The sequence below is a fragment of the Corynebacterium sp. HMSC064E10 genome, assembly GCF_001812505.1.
GTDB lineage: Bacteria > Actinomycetota > Actinomycetes > Mycobacteriales > Mycobacteriaceae > Corynebacterium > Corynebacterium amycolatum.
In genome coordinates, this window is the sequence record NZ_KV809173.1 from 1392798 (window position 1) to 1411384 (window position 18587).

The window sequence follows — 18587 nt, forward strand, 5'->3', positions numbered from 1 at the left end:
TGATGGCACAGTAAAATCCAGACCATGGCTGTTCAGCATATGACCGACGAAACCATCGCCGCGTTCTTCGCCGACCACCTCTCGCGCGTAGATGATGACATGCAGCGCGCGGTGGCTCTCGAGGTGCTCGAGTGGGTCCACGAAAAGTATCCTGAACTGGGCGTTCGAATCGCCTGGAGCCAGCCGATGTTCACCCTTGATGGCACGTTCATTATCGGCTTCTCCTACGCCAAGAAGCACATGGCGATTGCCCCGGAGCGCGCAGGTATTGAAAAGTTCGCCGACGAGTTCGATGCCCGCGGCCTCTCCTACGGCAAAATGATGGTCCGCTTCCCCTGGCCAAAGGACGGCAAGGCCGAGTCCATGCCGCTGGACCTGCTTGCCAAGATGATCGAGTTCAACATGGAGGACAAGCGTGGCATGACCACGTTTTGGCGGTAGGCCAGACTCCAAACCAAACCCACCTACATCGCTAAATCCGCCAGGGCATCCTCATCAACAATGGCCGTCCACCGTCGGCCCGATTCGATGATGCCCTCGCACTTCCGCTTACTCATCACTCGCGAGACCAACGTCCCAGCACTTGCGACTGCCAATACCGGTATTGCAATGGGTGCGGCCGGTACGAGCGTGGCAATTGAAACGGCCGACGCATCCGACGACTTGTGGCCACGCTATTCACCTATCGATGCGCTGTAGCGTGTCCACAAGTGAATAGCGCATCGACAAGTGAGAGAGCCGGGCCCACAGCGTGCGCATAAGTGCCGAAAAACCATCGATAAGTCAGGAGAATCCATCGATAAGTGAGAGAAATACATCGACAAGTCCCCGAAACCTGGCCATAAGTGCCGGACAGGGTTAAGGGAGGGTTAAAGGACAAGCCAACAACCTCAGCTCAGCATCCGCCTCTGCTTCAACCCAAGCCCCACTCCAACCGCCACCGCAAACAAAAAATCCTCGGAAGCTTTTACACTTCCGAGGATCTTCGCTGTGGGCGAAGGGGGACTTGAACCCCCACGTCCGTAAAGGACACTGGCACCTGAAGCCAGCGCGTCTGCCATTCCGCCACTCGCCCGTGGGAACGAATAGAACTATAACACCCCGCGCTAATACACCACCAAATCCCCAGGCCAGCGCGCGTTTTTCACCACTTTTCACCACTTTTAAAACGTCTTTTTCGCACTTAGCAACAGCCACTTATTTCACAAGCGTCGTCACTATTTGATAAACCTCAGCAGTTCCTAGCCCTTAACTGAAGGTGTAGGGCTCTATACTGTTGCTAAAGTATCGATAATTTTTATGCACATTTTTCACGTAACCCGCCGCGGTTTGGCGGGAGAAGGCGAATTTCTTTAGTCAGATGGATTTCCTAGGACGCATCCGCAAGCTCGATAGCTCGCTTCAGCGCGGGCTCGACAACAGCTTTGCGCGCGTGTTCGGCGGCAAGGTTGTCCCGAATGAGTTAGAAGAATGCCTGAAGCAGGAAATTGAAGATTTCCTGATGCAGGACGCCAACGGTCAGTACTTGGCACCCAATGATTTCCGCATTGGCATCAGCGCCGCCGATTACAAAAACCTCTCCGCATCAGAGCCCAACCTGCCGAATCAATTGGCTGACCGCATGACGCGCTACTGCCGTAACAACGGCTGGGGTTTCACCGGTACCATCAGCGTCCACCTGCAGGCAGTGGAGTCGCTCCACACCGGTCAGCTGAAGACGGCCAGCACTTTCACCGAGGACACTGTAAGCACTTCGGAGTTCGTTCCATTCGACGACAGCGCTGATGATGCCAACACTGACGCAGCCCCGTCGCAAAGCGATGATGAACCTCAAGCCGCCGAGACCTCTGCCGCCTACCACCCACAGCCGGAAGCTGAGCAGTTCCCCACCGCTTCCCGTCCCGCGCCTACCGCCGACCCGGAAGCGGCAACTGAGCTGAGCAACTCGGCCGTGGACGAAGACCAGTCCCAGGAAAAGACCATCACCCTGCTGTTGCAGGACGGCTCCTCGCGCGTATTCGAGGTGCGCCATGGTTCGAACATCATCGGCCGCGGCACCGCTTCCGACTTCCGCCTCCCGGACACTGGTGTTTCCCGCCAGCATGCCGAAATCACGTGGGATGGCCAGGATGCGGTGCTCGTCGATTTGCATTCGACCAACGGAACCATTGTCAATGGCGAACCCATTGATAACTGGCTGCTGGCCGACGGCGACGAGATCTCGCTTGGACATTCTGTTCTCGAAGTTCAGATCCGCTAGTTAAATCCGCTGATTTAGATCCGCTAAGTAGTGAGGTTCACTAGATTCAAATGCCACTACCCTAGGTTTGCCGACACATTCCTGGAATAATTACGTCCGTGTGTTCGGTTGCGGACCCACCAGCTCTATATAAGGAGGTTCCTCGGACGTGGAAGCTATCGTTTTTCTGCTTTCGCGCATCGGCGTGCTGGTCGTCCTGTGGTTTTTCATTTGGATGACGCTTCGCACCCTGCGTACAGAAACAATAGGTTCGGCTCCGCTGCGCCCGCTTCGGCAAACCAGCAGCGCTCCGGCCAAGCGTTTCCAGCGCTCGCAGACTCCACATCAGCTCCTTGTCACCTCCGGGCCGCTGGCGGGTTCGCGCATGAACCTAAACAACCAACGCGACATCACTATCGGCCGTTCAGAGTCGAATGCCTTCGTCCTCAACGATGATTTCGCCTCGGGCCAGCACGCTCGCGTCATCAACCGCGACGGCATCTGGTACCTGGAGGATCTGGACTCCCGCAATGGCACATTCCTCAATGGTCAGCGCGTGGAACAGCCGGAACGACTGGCTTCGGGTATGGAATTTCGTATTGGCCGTACAACTTTGAGGTTGCAACCATGAGTCTTGCTCTGAATTACACGGCCCGCTCTGACCGCGGCCTCATCCGACAGAACAACGAGGACTCCGCCTATGCGGGTTCGCGTCTGCTCGCGCTTGCCGACGGCATGGGTGGCCACGCCGCCGGGGAAATCGCATCCCAGCTGATGATTGCGGCTGTCTCTCGGCTGGACAATGATCAGCCCGGCCCCGATTTGCTCGAGTCCCTGCGCAGCGCCTGCATAGAGGGCAATAATTCCATTGCGGATGAAATTGAGCAGAACCCCTCTACGCAAGGCATGGGCACTACGCTGACTGCTCTGCTTTTCGACGGCACCCGCCTGGGCATGTGCCATGTCGGTGACTCGCGTGGCTATCTGCTGCGCGACGGGGAGCTCATCCGCATTACCCGGGATGACACTTATGTGCAGTCGCTGGTGGACGAGGGCAATCTCACCGAAGAAGAGGCGGCAATTCACCCTCAGCGCTCACTGATTTTGAAGGCTCTCACCGGTCGCCCGGTGGAGCCTACTTTGTCTTATCGCGATGTCCACGAGGGCGATCGCTACCTGCTGTGCTCGGATGGCCTGTCCGATCCGGTGTCCGCGGACACCATCAAGGATGTGCTCTCGGAGGGGACTCCGGACGAGGCCGCTACCAAGCTCATTGACTACGCGTTGAAGTCCGGTGGTCCGGACAACATCACCGTGGTGGTTGCCGATGTTGTCGATTCGTCGGCACGCACGCCTTACGAGCCCGCCCTGGCCGGTGCCCTGCAGAGTGCGGAGGAGGAACTCCCCCGCCCCAATACTGCAGCGGGTCGCGCGGCGGCACTCCGCCCGCGGAAGTCGCAGGAAATTGCAGTGACTTCGGCGCCGGAGAAGAAGGCTTCCAAGGGCAAGTGGCTAGTTGTTTCTGTGGTGCTGGTGCTGGTGGCCGGTTTGGTCGGCCTTGGTATTTGGGGCTGGCAGAAGAAGGAGTCGATGTACCATCTCGCGGTGGTTGACGGGCAGGTGCAGTTGATGCATGGCGTGCCCGGTAGTTTGCTGGGCTTCGATCTGCAAGAGCCGCATCAGTTCATCTGTTTGACCGATGACAACAAAGTTCAGCTGCCTCCGGCTGGGACGCCGAAGGAGAAGGTCGACTGCCACATCATGACGCCGGAAGATCTCTCGCCGGCGGCACGCAATTCGCTGGAAGGTCTGCCGGCTGATTCCTACGACGGTGTCAGCGACCAGATTGGCCGTTTGGCGGAGTCGGCACTGCCGGTATGTCTGTCCGTGTCCGACGACGACAAGGACGCAACTTCCGCCGACAAGAAGGATGAAAAGCTGGGTTCGAAGCCAGGAGTCAACTGTAGGCAGGTGCGAAAATGAGTGAAACTACCGCGAAGCGACAGCTTCGGATGAAGGAAATGCTCCTGCTGCTGCTGTCGGCAGGATTGTTGCTTTTGGCACTTATTTCGCTGGAACTGGCTCAGGGCAACTCTCTGACCGCCGATGTCTTTTACATCATTGGCGGATTCTTTGTAATCTTTGCAGTGGCGCATATCGCACTGACCTTTGTGGCGCCCAACGCCGATCAGGTGATGCTGCCGGTTGCAGCCACTCTCAATGCCTTGGGGTTGGTGATGATTCACCGCCTCGACCTGGCCAATGACACCTCGTTAGTGCGCAACCAGATCATGTGGACCGTGCTCAGTGTCGCACTGTTTATCGGCGTGATCGTCCTGCTGCGCAACCATCACTCACTGTCGCAGTACTCGTATCTGCTGGGTCTCGGCGGCTTGATTCTGTTGGCGCTGCCGCTGGTGTGGCCGTCGTCGATTAATGCTGATGCCCGCATCTGGATTTCCATCGGCCCGTTTTCCATGCAGCCTGGTGAGTTTGCCAAGGTCATGTTGCTGATCTTCTTCGCACAGCTGCTGGTGAATAAGCGCTCGCTGTTCAATGTGGCGGGTAAGCGTTTCCTGGGCATTGATTTCCCGCGTGTTCGCGATCTGGGCCCGATTCTGCTGATCTGGGGCATCGCTACTGTCATCATGGCTCTGCAGAATGACTTTGGTCCGGCGCTGGTGCTCTTCGGCACTGTGCTGGCAATGCTCTACGCTGCCACCGGTCGTGGTTCCTGGCTCATCATCGGCATGGGGCTGGTGACCATCGGTGTTGTCGGTGTCTACATGGTTTCGGACAAGATTCAGGCGCGAGTCACGCATTTCCTGGATCCGTTGGGTTCCTACGACGAGGGTGGCTACCAGCTCTCCCAGGGGCTGTTCGGCATGAGCTGGGGTGGCATCGGTGGCACCGGTCTGGGTCAGGGCTACCCACAGAACATTCCGGTGGCACACTCTGACTTCATCCTCTCCGCCTTTGGCGAGGAGCTCGGTTTTACCGGTCTGAGTGCCATCATCCTGCTGTTCGCGATTCTGATTTCGCGCGGTATTTCGGCGAGCTTGGCGGTACGTGATTCCTTCGGCAAGCTGCTGGCGGCCGGCATCGCATTCTCGATGGCCATTCAGCTGTTCGTGGTTGCAGCCGGTGTTTCCAAGCTGATGCCACTAACCGGTCTGACTACACCGTTCATGTCAGCCGGTGGTTCCTCACTGCTGGCCAGCTACATCATGTTGGCCATCGTGCTGCGCGTCTCTGACGAGGCCAACCGCCCCTGGGGCATTCCAAGCACCCCTTCTGGCCTCAACGACAATGCCAACGCAGCTCAGGGGGTGAACCAGTAGATGAATAAGACCATTCGCCAAATCTTTGTTGTCGTACTCGGGCTCTTCGTTCTTCTACTGGCGAACCTGACCTACATCCAGGGCTTCCAGCAGGATAAGTACGCCCACAATCCGCTGAATAGCCGCCAGTTCCTGGAGGAAAAGTCCAAACCTCGCGGCCAGATCACCACTGACGGCGACATTCTGGCCCACTCGGTCAAGGGCGAGAACGGCTTCTATGACCGCAGCTACGACACCGACCCGGAGGCATATGCCGCGGTGGTCGGATACCTGTCGGACATCTACGGCTCCGCCGGTATCGAACGCTCTCAAAACGGAATCTTGAACGGCAGCGACCCTTCGCTGTTTACTTCCCGCGCCCTCGACATGGTCACGGGCAAGGAACCTTCTGGGGCTTCCGCAGAGCTGACGCTGTTGCCGAACGCTCAGCGGACTGCGTACCAACAACTCGCTGAACGCGGCTACGTCGGCTCCGCCGTCGCCATTCGCCCATCGACGGGTGAAATTCTCGCGATGGCCTCCACACCGTCGTTCAACCCGAATGACATCGCGGCCGGCGACGAGAGTACCTGGCAGTCCCTCAATAACAATGAGGGCGCACCGCTGCTCAACCACGCCACTCAGCGTCCGCTGCCGCCGGGTTCCACTTTCAAGGTGTTGACCACGGTCACGGCACTGGAGCAAGGCGCCTCCCCGGACACCTCGGTCACTGGCGCACCGCAGATTACGCTGCCGGATACCACCACCACGTTGGAAAACTACGGTGGCTCGACCTGTGGCGGGGCTACTACGACTCTCCGCCAGGCTTTCGCACAGTCCTGTAATACGGCGTTCGCGGAGCTCGGTATGCAGTACGGGGCCGATGCGCTCAAGGACGTCGCCAAGCGATTCGGCATCGGTGAGACCCACGACGACGCGGGCCTGCCGATTCAGCCCTCCACCGTCGGTGAGATTCCGGATCAGTCCTCGCTGGGGCAAACCTCCATTGGTCAGCGCGACGTGTCCTTTACACCACTGGACAACGCCATCATCGCCGCCACGATTGCCAACGGCGGCGTGCGCATGGAACCCCAGATCATCAAATCGGTGCGCGGTGCCGACCTCTCCGAGATCAAGTCCTTCAAGCCGATTGAAGCCGACGAGGCGATTTCGCCGGAGATCGCAGAAACCGTAACTGAGCTGATGCGCGGTTCAGAGTCACATTCGGGCGGTAACGGTTCGCGTATCGCCTCCAAGACCGGTACCGCGGAACACGGTGCTGTCCGCGGCGAGTACGCGCCGCACGTTTGGTACATCGCCTTCGCTCCGGACTCCGATGTCGCCGTGGCCGTCGTCGTGGAAAACGGTGGCGGTCAAGGCCAGGGCGCTACCGGCGCCTCCGTTGCTGCCCCGATTGGCCGTGCGCTCATTGACGCGGTCGAACAGGCGGGTTGATAAGCATGGATGCCCACCAAGTTCAAGACATCGTCGGCGACCGCTATCACGTCCGCCGTCTGCTCGGCCGTGGCGGTATGTCCACCGTCTGGCTTGCCGACGACGCCACCAGCGGCGAACTAGTTGCGATCAAACTTCTGAATCAGGAGTACTCGGACAACTACGAGTTCCGGCAGCGCTTCCAGAACGAAGCCGCTGCTGCACGCAGCGTCAACAGCCCAAACGTGGTGAAGATTGTCACGTACGAGGAAGGCGATATCGGCAGCCACGGCGCGTGTTACATCGTCATGGAGTACATCCGTGGCGAATCTCTGTCGCAGGTGCTGCAGCGACGTCGCACCCTGCCAGAGCACCTGATGCTCGACGTGCTGGAGCAGACTGCGCACGGCCTGTCGGCAATTCACGCTGCGAACCTTGTCCACCGCGACATTAAGCCGGGCAACCTGCTGGTGACGCCGGAGGGCACCGTGAAGATTACCGACTTTGGCATTGCCAAGGCCGCCGAAGCGGTGCCTCTGACGCGTACCGGCATGGTCGTCGGTACCGCGCAGTATGTCTCACCGGAGCAGGCGCAGGGCAAACAGGTAAGTCCGGCGACTGACATTTACTCGCTTGGCTGTGTCGCCTACGAAATGGTGGCCGGCGCCCGCCCCTTCCAGGGCGACTCCACCGTCGCGGTTGCCGTGGCACACATCAACGAGGCACCGCCTGCGTTGGCGCCGACGGTCAATCCGCATATCCGCGAACTTATCGGCATTATGCTGCGCAAGGATCCGCAGCGTCGCTATGCCGATGGCCGCGAGCTGGCACAGGCTGTTTTGCGAGTGCGCGCGGGGCACCGCCCACCGCAGCCGCGTGGTGTGACCCCAACGGTGCACCGTCAATCCAACGCTGCCAACCCGGCGACCACCGAACTCGGTGCCATGACGCGACCGCCCATGCCGGTGTCGCAACCACAGCAGCAGCCACAGCGGCCACCGCAGCAACCCACTCGGCAGCGAAAGCCGGCAAAGAAGCGCAGCGGCTGCGGTTGTGGCTGCGGCAGCATTGTGCTGTTGGTACTGCTAGTGTTACTGGCCGGTGCTATCGCTGTTGTCTATTCGCTGTCGACAACCGGTTCACTGCCAACCATTCCAAACTTGGAGCAGTACATTCCGAACCAGTCACAGCAGCAAACCACGGAAGAAAACTCTGACTCCAGCAACGGTTCCGGTTGGTCGGACGACAATTCCGGTAACTGGGGAAATAACGACGGTGGCAGCTACGGCGACAACTCTGGTGAAAACTACGGTGGCAACAATGATGGTGCTTCTGACAGCTCCACTGAACAGGACACCAGCGAGACCGCCCCGGATACCTCCGAACCGACTCAGGATTCGGGCAACGACAATAGCGACGACTCCACTGGCGGTGGTCTGCCCGGCATTCAACTGCCCCCGGAAAATGGGTCCGGTAATACCTTGGGGACTCCAGATGCACAGTAATATTCAGGTACAAGATGTTTTGGTGGAAATCCTTCCGAAGGGACTGACGAACAATGTCTGGCAATGACGATCTCCTCTCCGGCCGTTATCGGCTCGGCGAGCTCATTGGCGTTGGCGGCATGTCCGATGTTTACCGAGCTGAAGATACTGTTCTCGGTCGCTCTGTCGCGGTCAAGATGATGAGGGCCGACCTTGCCAGGGATGAGAACTTCCTCGCAAGGTTCCGTCGTGAAGCGAAAAACTCAGCACTACTGAATCACCCGTCTATCGTGTCGGTGTACGACACCGGCGAGACGGATAGCCCGATGGGGCGTGTGCCTTTCATTGTCATGGAGCTGATTCAGGGTGAGACGCTGCGTGACCTTGTTCGTCGTGAGGGGCGGCTCGACCCGAAGAAAGCCACGTCGATAATGGCATCGGTGTGTGACGCACTGACGGCATCCCACCATGCCGGCATCATTCACCGTGACATCAAGCCGGCGAACATCATGCTGACCAACACCGGCAAGGTGAAGGTGATGGACTTCGGCATCGCTCGCGCGCTCGGTGATTCCACCACGATGACGCAGACTGCGGCCGTGCTGGGTACCGCGCAGTACCTTTCGCCGGAGCAGGCGCGCGGTAAGACCGCCGATGCACGTTCTGATATTTACGCTGTCGGTTGCGTACTTTTCGAGGCTGTCACGGGCGCCCCGCCATTCACCGGTGAAACCCCTCTTTCTGTCGCTTACCAGCATGTTCAGGATCAGCCGCCGCGCCCTTCGGGGAAGCTCAACACCGACCCGAACACGGCTCAGGGCCTCGACGCGGTGCTGTTGACCGCGATGGCCAAGGATCCGATGGAGCGCTACGACACCGCAGAGGACTTCGCCCAGGATTTGCGTCGTCTTGCACGCGGCGAGGATCCGTTGGCGCTGGCGCACCACGGCGCGCATGACGACGACGCGAAGACCACCGAATTCCTTCCGGCAGCTCCGTCGGATGCTGAGACTCGGGTGACCCCTGCACAGCAGGCAACTCCGGCCCCTGTCCCTGCTCCCGCTCCTGAACCGAAGGAAGCAGCGGACCAGTCGGAGGCCCCTGCTCAGATCGCTAACACTGACGAGCCCGAGAAAAAGAAAGGCGGCGCAGGAAAGACTGTCGCGCTGGTGGCTGCTGCAATGGTGGCTCTCGGCGGTGTCGGCTACGGCGCCTACCAGCTCTTCAACTCGTCCACCGAGGTCGAGACCGTTGCCATTCCGCAGGTCGAGGGTCTAAATGTCAATGAGGCAACGCAGGTTCTCGAGGAGGCTGGTTTTGTAGTCAACCGCGTCGATGAGCCGAACCCAGATGTCCCCCGAGACACGGTGATCGCCACGGAACCGGGTGTCGGATCGGGGTTGCCGCAGGGATCTCGCATCAAGCTGCGCGTATCTTCGGGCCCGGAGTTGACCAATGTGCCGGATGTGCGCGACAAACAGGCCGAGGAAGCTCGCCGCCTGCTCGAGGAGGCGGGGCTTGTCGTCAATCCAAAGCTGCAAGAGGAACCGAATGAGGACGTTCCGCGCGGCAACGTTATCGAGCAGTCTCCAGCTGCCGGTTCTCAGGTATCGAAGGGAACCCGCGTAACCTTGACTGTCTCCTCCGGTATCGAGACCAAGACTGTTCCGGATGTCACTGGTCAGACTTTGGATTCCGCCCGCACGACCCTCGAATCCGCTGGTTTCGTTGTCGAAGTGGTAGAGGTGGACTCCGCTGAGAAGCAGGGAACCGTCATTGAGGTTCCGCAGAAGGGCTCGGAGCTCACTGTCGGTACGACGGTTGAGCTGCACGTTTCGCGTGGTAACCAAATTAAGATGCCACGGGTTGAGGGACAGACCCTCAGTGATGCGGAGAAGGCACTCGCCGATGCCGGATTCGAGGGAACTATCCGCACCGAGGAAGTCACCACGCTGGATCTGTCCAAGGTCGACCACGTGGAGAAGGCCAATCCGTCGGCCGGGTCTAAGCTGAACAAGGACGGCGAGGTCACCCTGCGTGTCTACCGGCTTGGGGTTGCTCCGGAGGGTTCTGAGGACGAGCCTGCGCCGGAACCTCCCCTAAGGCTGCCGGATTTGCTGCCTAACTAACGGCTAGTGTGCCAGCACATCTGAGAAGGCGCGCTGGTACACGGCCTGCTGTTCCTCCAACTCCGCCAGGAGTTCCTCGGAGTACTCGCCACCGGCCAGGCGCAGCCAGTTGACGAGCATGCGGTGCCCGTACTGGGTGAGCACCGACTCCGGGTGGTACTGCACGCCGTGAATCGGCAGGTCGCGGTGGCGCATCGCCATCAGCATGCCCGAATCGGTGAATGCCGTGGCAATGAGTTCCTCCGGCAGTGTCTTCGGATCGACCGTCAACGAGTGGTAGCGCGTGGCAATAAAAGGACTGGGCACATCGGCCAGCACACCCGTGCCGTCGTGTGTGACCGGGGAAGTCTTGCCGTGCAACAGCTCGTCGGCACGCACGACCTGCGCACCAAAGACCTCACCAATCGCCTGATGACCCAAGCACACACCCAACACCGGTGTCGGATCGTCCTGCCTGCTCACCGCGCGAATAATGTCCTCTGTCCATCCAGCATTGGACGGCTCACCGGGACCGGGCGACAGTAGGATTGCATCAAATTGCTTTACGACGTCGTCAACATCGCGGAGACGCGCATCATCATTGCGCCAGACAGTCACCGTTTCGCCGAGCTGGCCTATGTACTGGACCAGATTGAATACGAAGCTGTCATAGTTATCGACGACGAGAATCTGCATAACTGGGAATTCTACTGCCTGCGAACTTCACTGGTAAGTTCGGATGCAAAGTTTACAATTATGCATATACCGCGGGAGTGTAGATACCGCGCTGATCGCAACCTGCTGACCACAACCTAAGGAGTTTAAAGCGCTATGCCTAAGGCAAAGATTGAAAGCACTAATTCACCACAATCCGGTGGCTCCTCCGTCAGCCGTACCCCGGTCAAGATCAACAGCACTCAGACACCGGTGTGGTACAAGGTGCTGATGTTCGGGTTCATGCTGATTGGTTTGGGCTGGCTGCTGGTCAACTACATCGCGGGTCCGCATATTCCGTTCATGGTGACTTTGAACGCATGGAACTACGTCATCGGCTTTGGTCTTTTCATTGTTGGTCTGCTGATGACTATGGGTTGGCGTTAGTCAGCTCTAATACACCGCACTCCTCAGGCGCATCCACTTTTGGATGCGCCTTTTTCATACCTAAAAACCCAGGTCAATTCACCCCCGTCAATACACCCGTTTCCCACACCTTTTTCGGAGAATGGGGATTTCCCTCCTATTGATCGCGCAAAAAAGTTATCCACAGAAACCTGTGTAACAATCATGTAATTTGTGGATAACTGTGGAGAGATTTCGTCCCAAAATTCTCACGGGTTACATGACAGAAACCGTAAAGCATGACAACTTTGGCTCTATCCCCTGTGTCCACAGTATCCACAGCCTGTGGATAATTCTGTGAACAAGTAACATAGTTGCAAGTCAACTTGTATGTAATTCCAATATTCTGCGGAGTTCGACCACTTTCGAACGCTGGTTCGTAAATTACAAGAATGGAATTATCCACACATGTGCACAAGTCTGTGGACAACTGTGGATTCTTGTAATTTGTGAAAATTGGGACCCGTAACGTGCTTCTTGGTCCATGTTCACCTAGGTGAACAGTGGAGTATTTTGTCCACAGGGCTGTGGACATGTGGAGAATCAACCCAATTTGCTACTACCCCCGCTACCCCTAAACACAACATTGAAGTTACGGGCCGTCGTAAAGCGAAAATGGGCATGAAAAAACCCGCCCGGAACAACCGGACGGGTTAAAGAGCGTAGAAGCTAGCGGATTACTTCTCGATGTCGATGGAGGTAATCACGACCGGCTCCAGCGGGCGATCCCAGTGATCGGTAGCCACACGAGCGATCTCGTCGACGACCTTCTTCGAGGCGTCATCAACGACCTCACCGAAGATGGTGTGAGCGCCATTGAGGTGCGGGGTCGGAACCACGGTGATGAAGAACTGGGAACCGTTGGTGCCGCGGCCGCCACACTTGCCGGCGTTTGCCATAGCGAGCAGGTACGGACGATCGAACTGGAGCTCCGGGTGGATCTCATCGTCGAACATGTAGCCCGGGCCGCCGGTACCGGTGCCCAGCGGGTCACCACCCTGAATCATGAATCCGGCGATGATGCGGTGGAAAATGGCCTCATCGTAGAACGGGCCGGACTCGGTGCCAGAGGCGTTCTGACCCTTGTACTCCTTCGTGCCCTCTGCCAGGCCGATGAAGTTGTCGACAGTGTTCGGCGCGTGGTTGCCGAACAGGTCAATCACGATATCGCCATGGTTGGTGTGCACAGTTGCAGTAGCAGTCTTAATAGTCACGTTCCTTAGGATACCGACCTTGGTGGCCAATTGCTCTTACTGGTGAGTTTCTCCGTGGCAGAAACCAGCGAAAATGTTTTTCAAGATAAGGAAAAGAGTTCTCCGTTGACCCCCATGAAGAGCAAATAGTGCCTAAGCTGGAATGTGAGCCTGTTGCAAATATTTCGACGCTAGGTCTAACTGGGCCCTAGCTCTTGGACTTAGAAGCATCTTGGTCTCAGAGGCACTGGCGCCGCAGCAGTATTAATCATTGATTGAAAATAAAAGGCGAAGCCTGTTGGCGATGCACTAATTAAGGAGAGTCATGAACCCCAACGCAATCTCGCTGGCTGTCAAGGGACTGAAGTCCGCTTACGACAGCTACTCCGATTACCGGGACAAGAAGGCTGCAGAGCTCTACGACACGATGCAGGAGGCTAAGAAGGTGGCAGCTGCACAGAACGAGGCTGCAAAGGACGCAGCATCCGATTGGGCAGAAGACGTTAAGGAAAAGGTTTCCGACGCTCGCGATCAGCTCGCTGAGCAGGCTGAAGAACTGACCGGCAAGGTTGAGAAGAAGTCCAAGGAGACCAAGAAGCAGGCGAAGAAGGCTGCGAAGCAGGCCGAGAAGGACGCTAAGCGCAAGGGCAAGAAGACCCGTTGCAAGGCTCGCTGCGAGGCTAAGAAGGCTGAAAAGAAGGCCAAGAAGGCTCGCAAGGATCTCGAAGTCCGTACCCAGAAGGCTATCGACAAGGTGACCGGCAAGGAAGAGCAGCGCGCCAAGAACGGCCGCATTGCAACCGCTTCCCTGGTCTTCGCTGTTGTTGCAGCAATCGTCGGTGTCATTGTCTGGAAGCTGCGCAAGGACGACAAGCTCCCGGTTGACCCAGCTCCGTACCAGCAGAAGGCCCAGGAAGTTAAGCACAAGGTCGAAGAGAAGGCCGCAGAGGTCAAGGAGACCGTTGAAGAAAAGGCTTCTGAGGCTAAGGAAAAGGCTGAAGAGGTAAAGGGCAAGGCAGCTGACAAGGCCGACGAGGCCAAGGGCAAGGCAGCTGAGGCCAAGGAGACCACTGAGGAGAAGGCCGCAGAGGCTTCCAAGCAGGCTCAAATCAAGGTCGACGAGGTCAAGACCGAGAAGAAGAACGCTGAGGACGCTAAGAAGATCTCTTCCAAGCCGGCTCCGAAGCCGGGTCAGGCTCGCAAGAAGTAAATAGGCGGCTGGGGCTAGATAGCCATAAACCTTTTCACGCCCGATCGTTCTGTGCAGTAGATGCGCCGACGGTCGGGCGTTTTTGGTTAAGCAGCAAACCTGACAACTTCAAAAGACGGGCTGCAAATGTGAAACTGTGCGAGTTTATGACACTTTCAGGCCATTTTTCGGGCCATTTTTGACATAAACGCAGTCAGTAACTCGCATTGGGGTAAGTCGCCAAAGGCTGGGTCAAATAACCACGACGCCACCGGACGAACACCCGGGAAAAATTCTCTCCCCCCTCCCCCGGGGGAAAGACGCACTTTTCTTTACTTGCCCCTTACTCACCCCTCCCCTTCTACATTCCCAAAACGCAAAAAATCCCCCGGTCTTACGACCGGGGGATTTTGTTCCTTGTGGAGCTTAGGGGAATCGAACCCCTGACCTCCTGCTTGCAAAGCAGGTGCTCTACCAATTGAGCTAAAGCCCCGTACACCGAGCAATTATACCTTGTTCGGCAGTGGGCCTAGGAGGACTTGAACCTCCGACCCCTTCGTTATCAGCGAAGTGCTCTAACCGCCTGAGCTATAGGCCCCGTGGAACGAGATATAACTTAACCCGTAACCATCACACTTCACAAATCGCCTGTTCAGAGGCCTAAATATTGAGTTAAAAAGCAGTCATTAAGTAGTCATTATGGCTACTTCATAACCAGGTCACTGAAAATACCTCTGAACCAACGCGGCCCCGGAGCCACCGAACGGGGGTGACACCGGGGCCAGCGGGAGACTAGGCAGCCTAGCTGTCGTCGGCAAGCGAAATCTTGAGACCTCCGACGAGACCGCCGCACGCGTTGTAGATAACCGCGCCGAGGGCCATGAACCCAATCGACAGCACCCACCACAGCGCTCCTACAGCGGCCGCCAGGCCAAGGACAAGACCCGCGCTGATGGAATCCTCCCCGCCAATCATTTCACTAATCGGAGCGAGCAATCCCATCCCGGAGAGCAAGAGGTAGAGCAGGCCAACCGCGGCAAGCCAGACGAGGAAGCCAATGAAGCCAGTGGCCGCCGTAATGCGCATGGCGGACCAGGGACTCACCTTGTCGACTACCAAGTTAGTTTCGGCCATGCGCTTACTCCTTCTCCGCCTCCGAGTCACCGGACTCGGCGGCGCCGGTGCTCTTGGTGGCGCCGGTGCGCTTCGGGACTACGTCCAGGGTTCCGGCCTCAGAGACCTTGGAAGCGGTCTCCTCACCCTCATCCTCAACATTGCGGTCGATAGCCAGCAGTTCCACGCCATCAGCGAGGTTGACCAGGCGCACGCCCTTGGTGGCACGCGAGGTGGCGCGAATCTCGTTGACGTTGGTGCGGATGATGTCGCCGGCGGAGGTGACAGCGAAGATTTCGTCGTCGTTGTCGACCACCAGGGCGCCCATCAACGGTCCACGCTTCGGGTCGTACTTGAGCGTCAGCACGCCCATACCACCGCGGTTCTGCGGGGTGTACTCGCTGAGCTTGGTCTTCTTGCCGAAGCCGCCAGTCGTGGCGACCAGCAGGTTGTGCTCTTCCTCGACCACGACCATGCTGAGCAGCTTGTCGTCGCCCTTGAAGCGCATACCCTGAACACCAGCAGTGGCGCGCCCCATCGGGCGCAGTGCGTCGTCGGAGGCAGTGAAGCGAATGGCCTGGCCGCGCTCGGAGACGAGCAGCAGGTCATCGTCCGAAGAGCACAGACGAGCACCGATGAGGGAGTCGCCTTCGCGCAGGTTGATGGCAATTAGGCCAGCGGAACGAGCGGACTCGTAGTCCTCCAGGCGAGACTTCTTGACCTTGCCCTCGCTGGTGGCCAGCACCAGGTACGGGCTGTCCTGGTAGCTCTGAATCTGCAGCACCTCGGCGATACGCTCCTCCGGCTGGAACTCCAGCAGATTGGCGACATGCTGGCCGCGGGCAGCGCGAGTGGCCTCCGGCAGTTCGTAGGCCTTGAGGCGGTAGACGCGCCCCTTGTTGGTGAAGAACAGAATCCAGTCGTGCGTGGAGCAGACGAAGAAGTGGCGGACAATGTCGTCCTGCTTCAGATCCGCGCCGCGAACGCCCTTGCCACCACGGCGCTGGGCCTTGTAGGCATCGACCTTGGTGCGCTTGGCGTAGCCCGTGGAGGTAATGGTCACAACCACGTTTTCGCGGGCGATGAGGTCCTCTTCGGTGACGTCGCCCTCGGCGGCCACGATCTGGGTACGACGGTCATCGCCGTACTTCTCCACTACCTCGGTCAGTTCTTCCTTGACAATGGCGCGCTGGCGCTCCGGGCTGGCCAGGATGTCCTTCAGGTCGGCGATCTCGAGCTCGATCTCAGCCAACTCGTCGATAATCTTCTGGCGCTCCAGGGCAGCCAGGCGACGCAGCTGCATCGCCAGGATGGCGTCAGCCTGAATCTCGTCGATGTCGAGCAGACCCATCAGGCCCGTACGCGCGGTATCGACCGTGGCAGACCGGCGAATCAGGGCGATGACCTCGTCCAACATATCCAGGGCCTTGACCAGGCCGCGCAGGATATGGGCACGCTTTTCCTTCTCGTCCAGGCGGAACTGGGTCCGTCGAACAATGACCTCAATCTGGTGGGCGACGTACAGCGTCACCATCTGGTCAATACGCAGCGTACGCGGCACACCGTCAACGATGGCGAGCATGTTCGCGCCGAAGCTGGTCTGCAGCTGGGAGTGCTTGTACAGGTTGTTCAGCACCACACGCGGTACGGCGTCGCGCTTGAGCTTGACGACGATGCGCATGCCCCACTTCAGATCGGATTCGTCATCAATCGAGGCAATGCCCTGCAGACGCCCGTCCTTGACCTGATCTGCAATGTTGGCAATCATGCGGTCCGGGTTGACCTGGTACGGCAGCTCAGTGATGACAATCGACTGACGAGTGCCCTCCTGCTCAATCGAGGTCACACCGCGCATGCGGATCGAGCCACGGCCGGTGGTGTAGGCCTCCTTGATGCCCTTATCGCCGACGATTTGGGCGGCAGTTGGGAAATCCGGGCCCTTGATGCGCTCCATGACCGCATCCAGCGTGGTCTTTTCATCCGCCTCCGGGTTGTCCAGGCACCAGTTAATGGCATCCGCGACCTCACGAAGGTTGTGCGGTGGGATGTTGGTGGCCATACCGACGGCAATACCGCCGGAACCGTTCATCAACAGCTGCGGGACACGCGACGGCAGAATCACAGGCTCTGTCGTACGACCGTCGTAATTCGGCTGGAAATCGACAGTGTTTTCGCGAATGTCGCGCACCATTTCCATGGCCAACGGCGTCAGACGGGCCTCGGTGTAACGCATAGCTGCGGGGCCGTCGTCACCGCGGGAGCCGAAGTTACCCTGACCGTCGACAAGCGGATAGCGCATGGACCACGGCTGCGCCATGCGCACCATGGTGTCGTAAATAGCGCTGTCGCCGTGCGGGTGGTAGTTACCCATCGTGTCCGAAACCGGCTTAGCGGACTTCACATAACCGCGCTCCGGGCGGTAGCCGTTGTCGAACATGGCGTAGAGAATGCGGCGGTGCACCGGCTTCAGACCGTCTCGGATCTCCGGCAGCGCACGGCCAACAATCACGCTCATGGCGTAGTCGATATAGCTCGACTGCATCTCTTCATTGATGTCGATCGGGCGAACCTGGTGGCCCAATACTCCACTTCCGAAGGATGAGCCGTCGTTGTTGTTATCGTCGCTCAATGACTGCTTCCTTTACTTAAAAGAGGTTCGCATCCATTCTACAGGGCTTTAGAACCCGTTTTACGACGCCGTGCGCAACTTTTCGATACCATTGTGGTATCAAATACTTGGTTTTCAAGCCTGATAGCGGAAACAAACCAGCGCAGTTAGGAAGCGCGGCTAGGTAGCAAGGAGCAAGTGCACGATGGCGATGACCTTAAGGCTCACGAAAGAACAGGACACCGCCCTGGCGCTGCTGGCGCAAATGGAGGGCGTATCCAAACACGAGGCCGTCATTCGCGCCATTGAATCTGCCGCCGCGAGAGCCCTTCAACAAGGCCAGGCCAGGGAAATCACCGCAAGTGTGATTGATACCGACATGGCGCTGCTGCGAAAGTTGAGCTCCCCGAGCCCCCGGGGAGCAGAGGAATGAGTGCGCCCCAAGTTCAGCCTCCCAGCGAGGCCGCAATCCTGGCGGCTACCGACGAACTGGTGGCCAAAGTGCCGGAATTGGCTGACGCTACGCTTGTGCGACCATGGGCAATCAGCGCCATTGCTGCCGCCAGCTCAGGTGTCATTGCTGGTCACCGCAGCTTTCCCACGGTTTCTGCGGCTGCACAAGCGGTCGCTTACGCAACGTTTCACGTGAAACCACTGAGTTTCGGAAACACCGCGCTGGGCGCACTACTTGCGCACATACTCCTCACCACTAATGGCGAAGAAGTGTCATTCACAGAGACATGGAAACTGGTCAAAAGCGGCATTTAGCCAAAGACGCGG

Annotated in this window: 17 protein-coding genes and 3 tRNA genes; 13 read left to right on the plus strand and 7 right to left on the minus strand. The window is 58.3% G+C overall.

Annotated elements, in window-relative coordinates; all coding sequences use genetic code 11:
* The first annotated feature begins 24 nt into the window (after positions 1-24).
* Together HMPREF2860_RS07960 and HMPREF2860_RS07965 are read left to right on the plus strand one after the other, a co-directional pair.
* Positions 25-441 (plus strand): iron chaperone, encoded by a 417-nt coding sequence (locus HMPREF2860_RS07960; RefSeq protein WP_070628753.1) that lies wholly within the window; start codon positions 25-27, stop codon positions 439-441.
* A 60-nt stretch (positions 442-501) separates the two neighbouring features.
* Positions 502-699: a hypothetical protein gene (locus HMPREF2860_RS07965; RefSeq protein ID WP_038627137.1), complete on the plus strand. Its 198-nt coding sequence runs from the start codon at positions 502-504 to the stop codon at positions 697-699.
* 292 nt (positions 700-991) lie between these two features.
* Here the strand turns inward: HMPREF2860_RS07965 and HMPREF2860_RS07970 are convergent.
* Positions 992-1075 (minus strand) — tRNA-Leu (locus tag HMPREF2860_RS07970).
* A 285-nt stretch (positions 1076-1360) separates the two neighbouring features.
* Here HMPREF2860_RS07970 and HMPREF2860_RS07975 point away from each other — a divergent pair.
* The 7 genes from HMPREF2860_RS07975 to pknB all read left to right on the plus strand — a co-directional run bounded on the left by HMPREF2860_RS07975 (position 1361) and on the right by pknB (position 10606).
* A complete protein-coding gene (locus HMPREF2860_RS07975) occupies positions 1361-2260 on the plus strand; it encodes a DUF3662 and FHA domain-containing protein (protein ID WP_038627135.1) in 900 nt (299 codons plus the stop codon).
* A gap of 148 nt (positions 2261-2408) precedes the next feature.
* On the plus strand, positions 2409-2870 hold the full coding sequence (locus HMPREF2860_RS07980) for an FHA domain-containing protein FhaB/FipA (protein WP_038627132.1): 462 nt from the start codon (positions 2409-2411) through the stop codon (positions 2868-2870).
* On the plus strand, positions 2867-4222 hold the full coding sequence (locus HMPREF2860_RS07985; protein ID WP_038627130.1) for a PP2C family protein-serine/threonine phosphatase: 1356 nt from the start codon (positions 2867-2869) through the stop codon (positions 4220-4222). Before HMPREF2860_RS07980 ends, HMPREF2860_RS07985 begins: the two co-directional genes overlap by 4 nt.
* On the plus strand, positions 4219-5580 hold the full coding sequence (locus HMPREF2860_RS07990; protein WP_065422994.1) for an FtsW/RodA/SpoVE family cell cycle protein: 1362 nt from the start codon (positions 4219-4221) through the stop codon (positions 5578-5580). The genes HMPREF2860_RS07985 and HMPREF2860_RS07990 overlap by 4 nt, the downstream gene beginning before the upstream one ends.
* Positions 5581-7014, plus strand: a complete 1434-nt coding sequence (locus tag HMPREF2860_RS07995; RefSeq protein ID WP_038627126.1) for a penicillin-binding transpeptidase domain-containing protein — start codon at positions 5581-5583, stop codon at positions 7012-7014.
* Between the two features lie 5 nt (positions 7015-7019).
* A complete protein-coding gene (locus HMPREF2860_RS08000) occupies positions 7020-8498 on the plus strand; it encodes a serine/threonine-protein kinase (RefSeq protein WP_038627124.1) in 1479 nt (492 codons plus the stop codon).
* A 53-nt stretch (positions 8499-8551) separates the two neighbouring features.
* Positions 8552-10606 carry a Stk1 family PASTA domain-containing Ser/Thr kinase gene (pknB, locus tag HMPREF2860_RS08005; protein ID WP_049181928.1) on the plus strand — a complete coding sequence of 685 codons (2055 nt, stop codon included), beginning with the start codon at positions 8552-8554 and terminating at the stop codon, positions 10604-10606.
* Between the two features lie 3 nt (positions 10607-10609).
* Here the strand turns inward: pknB and HMPREF2860_RS08010 are convergent, their stop codons facing one another.
* Positions 10610-11281 carry an aminodeoxychorismate/anthranilate synthase component II gene (locus tag HMPREF2860_RS08010; RefSeq protein WP_038627121.1) on the minus strand — a complete coding sequence of 224 codons (672 nt, stop codon included), beginning with the start codon at positions 11279-11281 and terminating at the stop codon, positions 10610-10612.
* A gap of 135 nt (positions 11282-11416) precedes the next feature.
* On the opposite strand from HMPREF2860_RS08010, the gene crgA reads away from it, so the two are divergent.
* Positions 11417-11686: a cell division protein CrgA gene (gene crgA, locus HMPREF2860_RS08015; protein ID WP_005511903.1), complete on the plus strand. Its 270-nt coding sequence runs from the start codon at positions 11417-11419 to the stop codon at positions 11684-11686.
* 695 nt (positions 11687-12381) lie between these two features.
* Here the strand turns inward: crgA and HMPREF2860_RS08020 are convergent.
* Positions 12382-12918 (minus strand): peptidylprolyl isomerase, encoded by a 537-nt coding sequence (locus HMPREF2860_RS08020; protein WP_370643299.1) that lies wholly within the window; start codon positions 12916-12918, stop codon positions 12382-12384.
* Between the two features lie 304 nt (positions 12919-13222).
* Here HMPREF2860_RS08020 and HMPREF2860_RS08025 point away from each other — a divergent pair, with 304 nt between their 5' ends.
* Complete coding sequence (locus tag HMPREF2860_RS08025) at positions 13223-14107, plus strand: hypothetical protein (protein ID WP_070628754.1); 885 nt, start codon at positions 13223-13225, stop codon at positions 14105-14107.
* Positions 14108-14506: 399 nt separating this feature from the next.
* On the opposite strand, the gene HMPREF2860_RS08030 is transcribed toward HMPREF2860_RS08025, so the two are convergent.
* The 4 genes from HMPREF2860_RS08030 to gyrA form a co-directional block, all read right to left on the minus strand.
* A tRNA-Ala gene (locus tag HMPREF2860_RS08030) sits at positions 14507-14579 on the minus strand.
* Between the two features lie 31 nt (positions 14580-14610).
* A tRNA-Ile gene (locus HMPREF2860_RS08035) sits at positions 14611-14684 on the minus strand.
* 203 nt (positions 14685-14887) lie between these two features.
* A complete protein-coding gene (locus HMPREF2860_RS08040) occupies positions 14888-15220 on the minus strand; it encodes a DUF3566 domain-containing protein (RefSeq protein WP_038627114.1) in 333 nt (110 codons plus the stop codon).
* 4 nt (positions 15221-15224) lie between these two features.
* Positions 15225-17741, minus strand: coding sequence for a DNA gyrase subunit A (gene gyrA, locus HMPREF2860_RS08045; RefSeq protein ID WP_235191283.1), 2517 nt, complete (start codon positions 17739-17741; stop codon positions 15225-15227).
* A 271-nt stretch (positions 17742-18012) separates the two neighbouring features.
* Between gyrA and HMPREF2860_RS08050 the strand changes: the two genes are divergently transcribed.
* Positions 18013-18240 (plus strand): CopG family transcriptional regulator, encoded by a 228-nt coding sequence (locus tag HMPREF2860_RS08050; protein ID WP_038627110.1) that lies wholly within the window; start codon positions 18013-18015, stop codon positions 18238-18240.
* Positions 18237-18575, plus strand: a complete 339-nt coding sequence (locus HMPREF2860_RS08055) for a hypothetical protein (protein ID WP_038627108.1) — start codon at positions 18237-18239, stop codon at positions 18573-18575. Before HMPREF2860_RS08050 ends, HMPREF2860_RS08055 begins: the two co-directional genes overlap by 4 nt.
* Positions 18576-18587 lie beyond the last annotated feature (12 nt).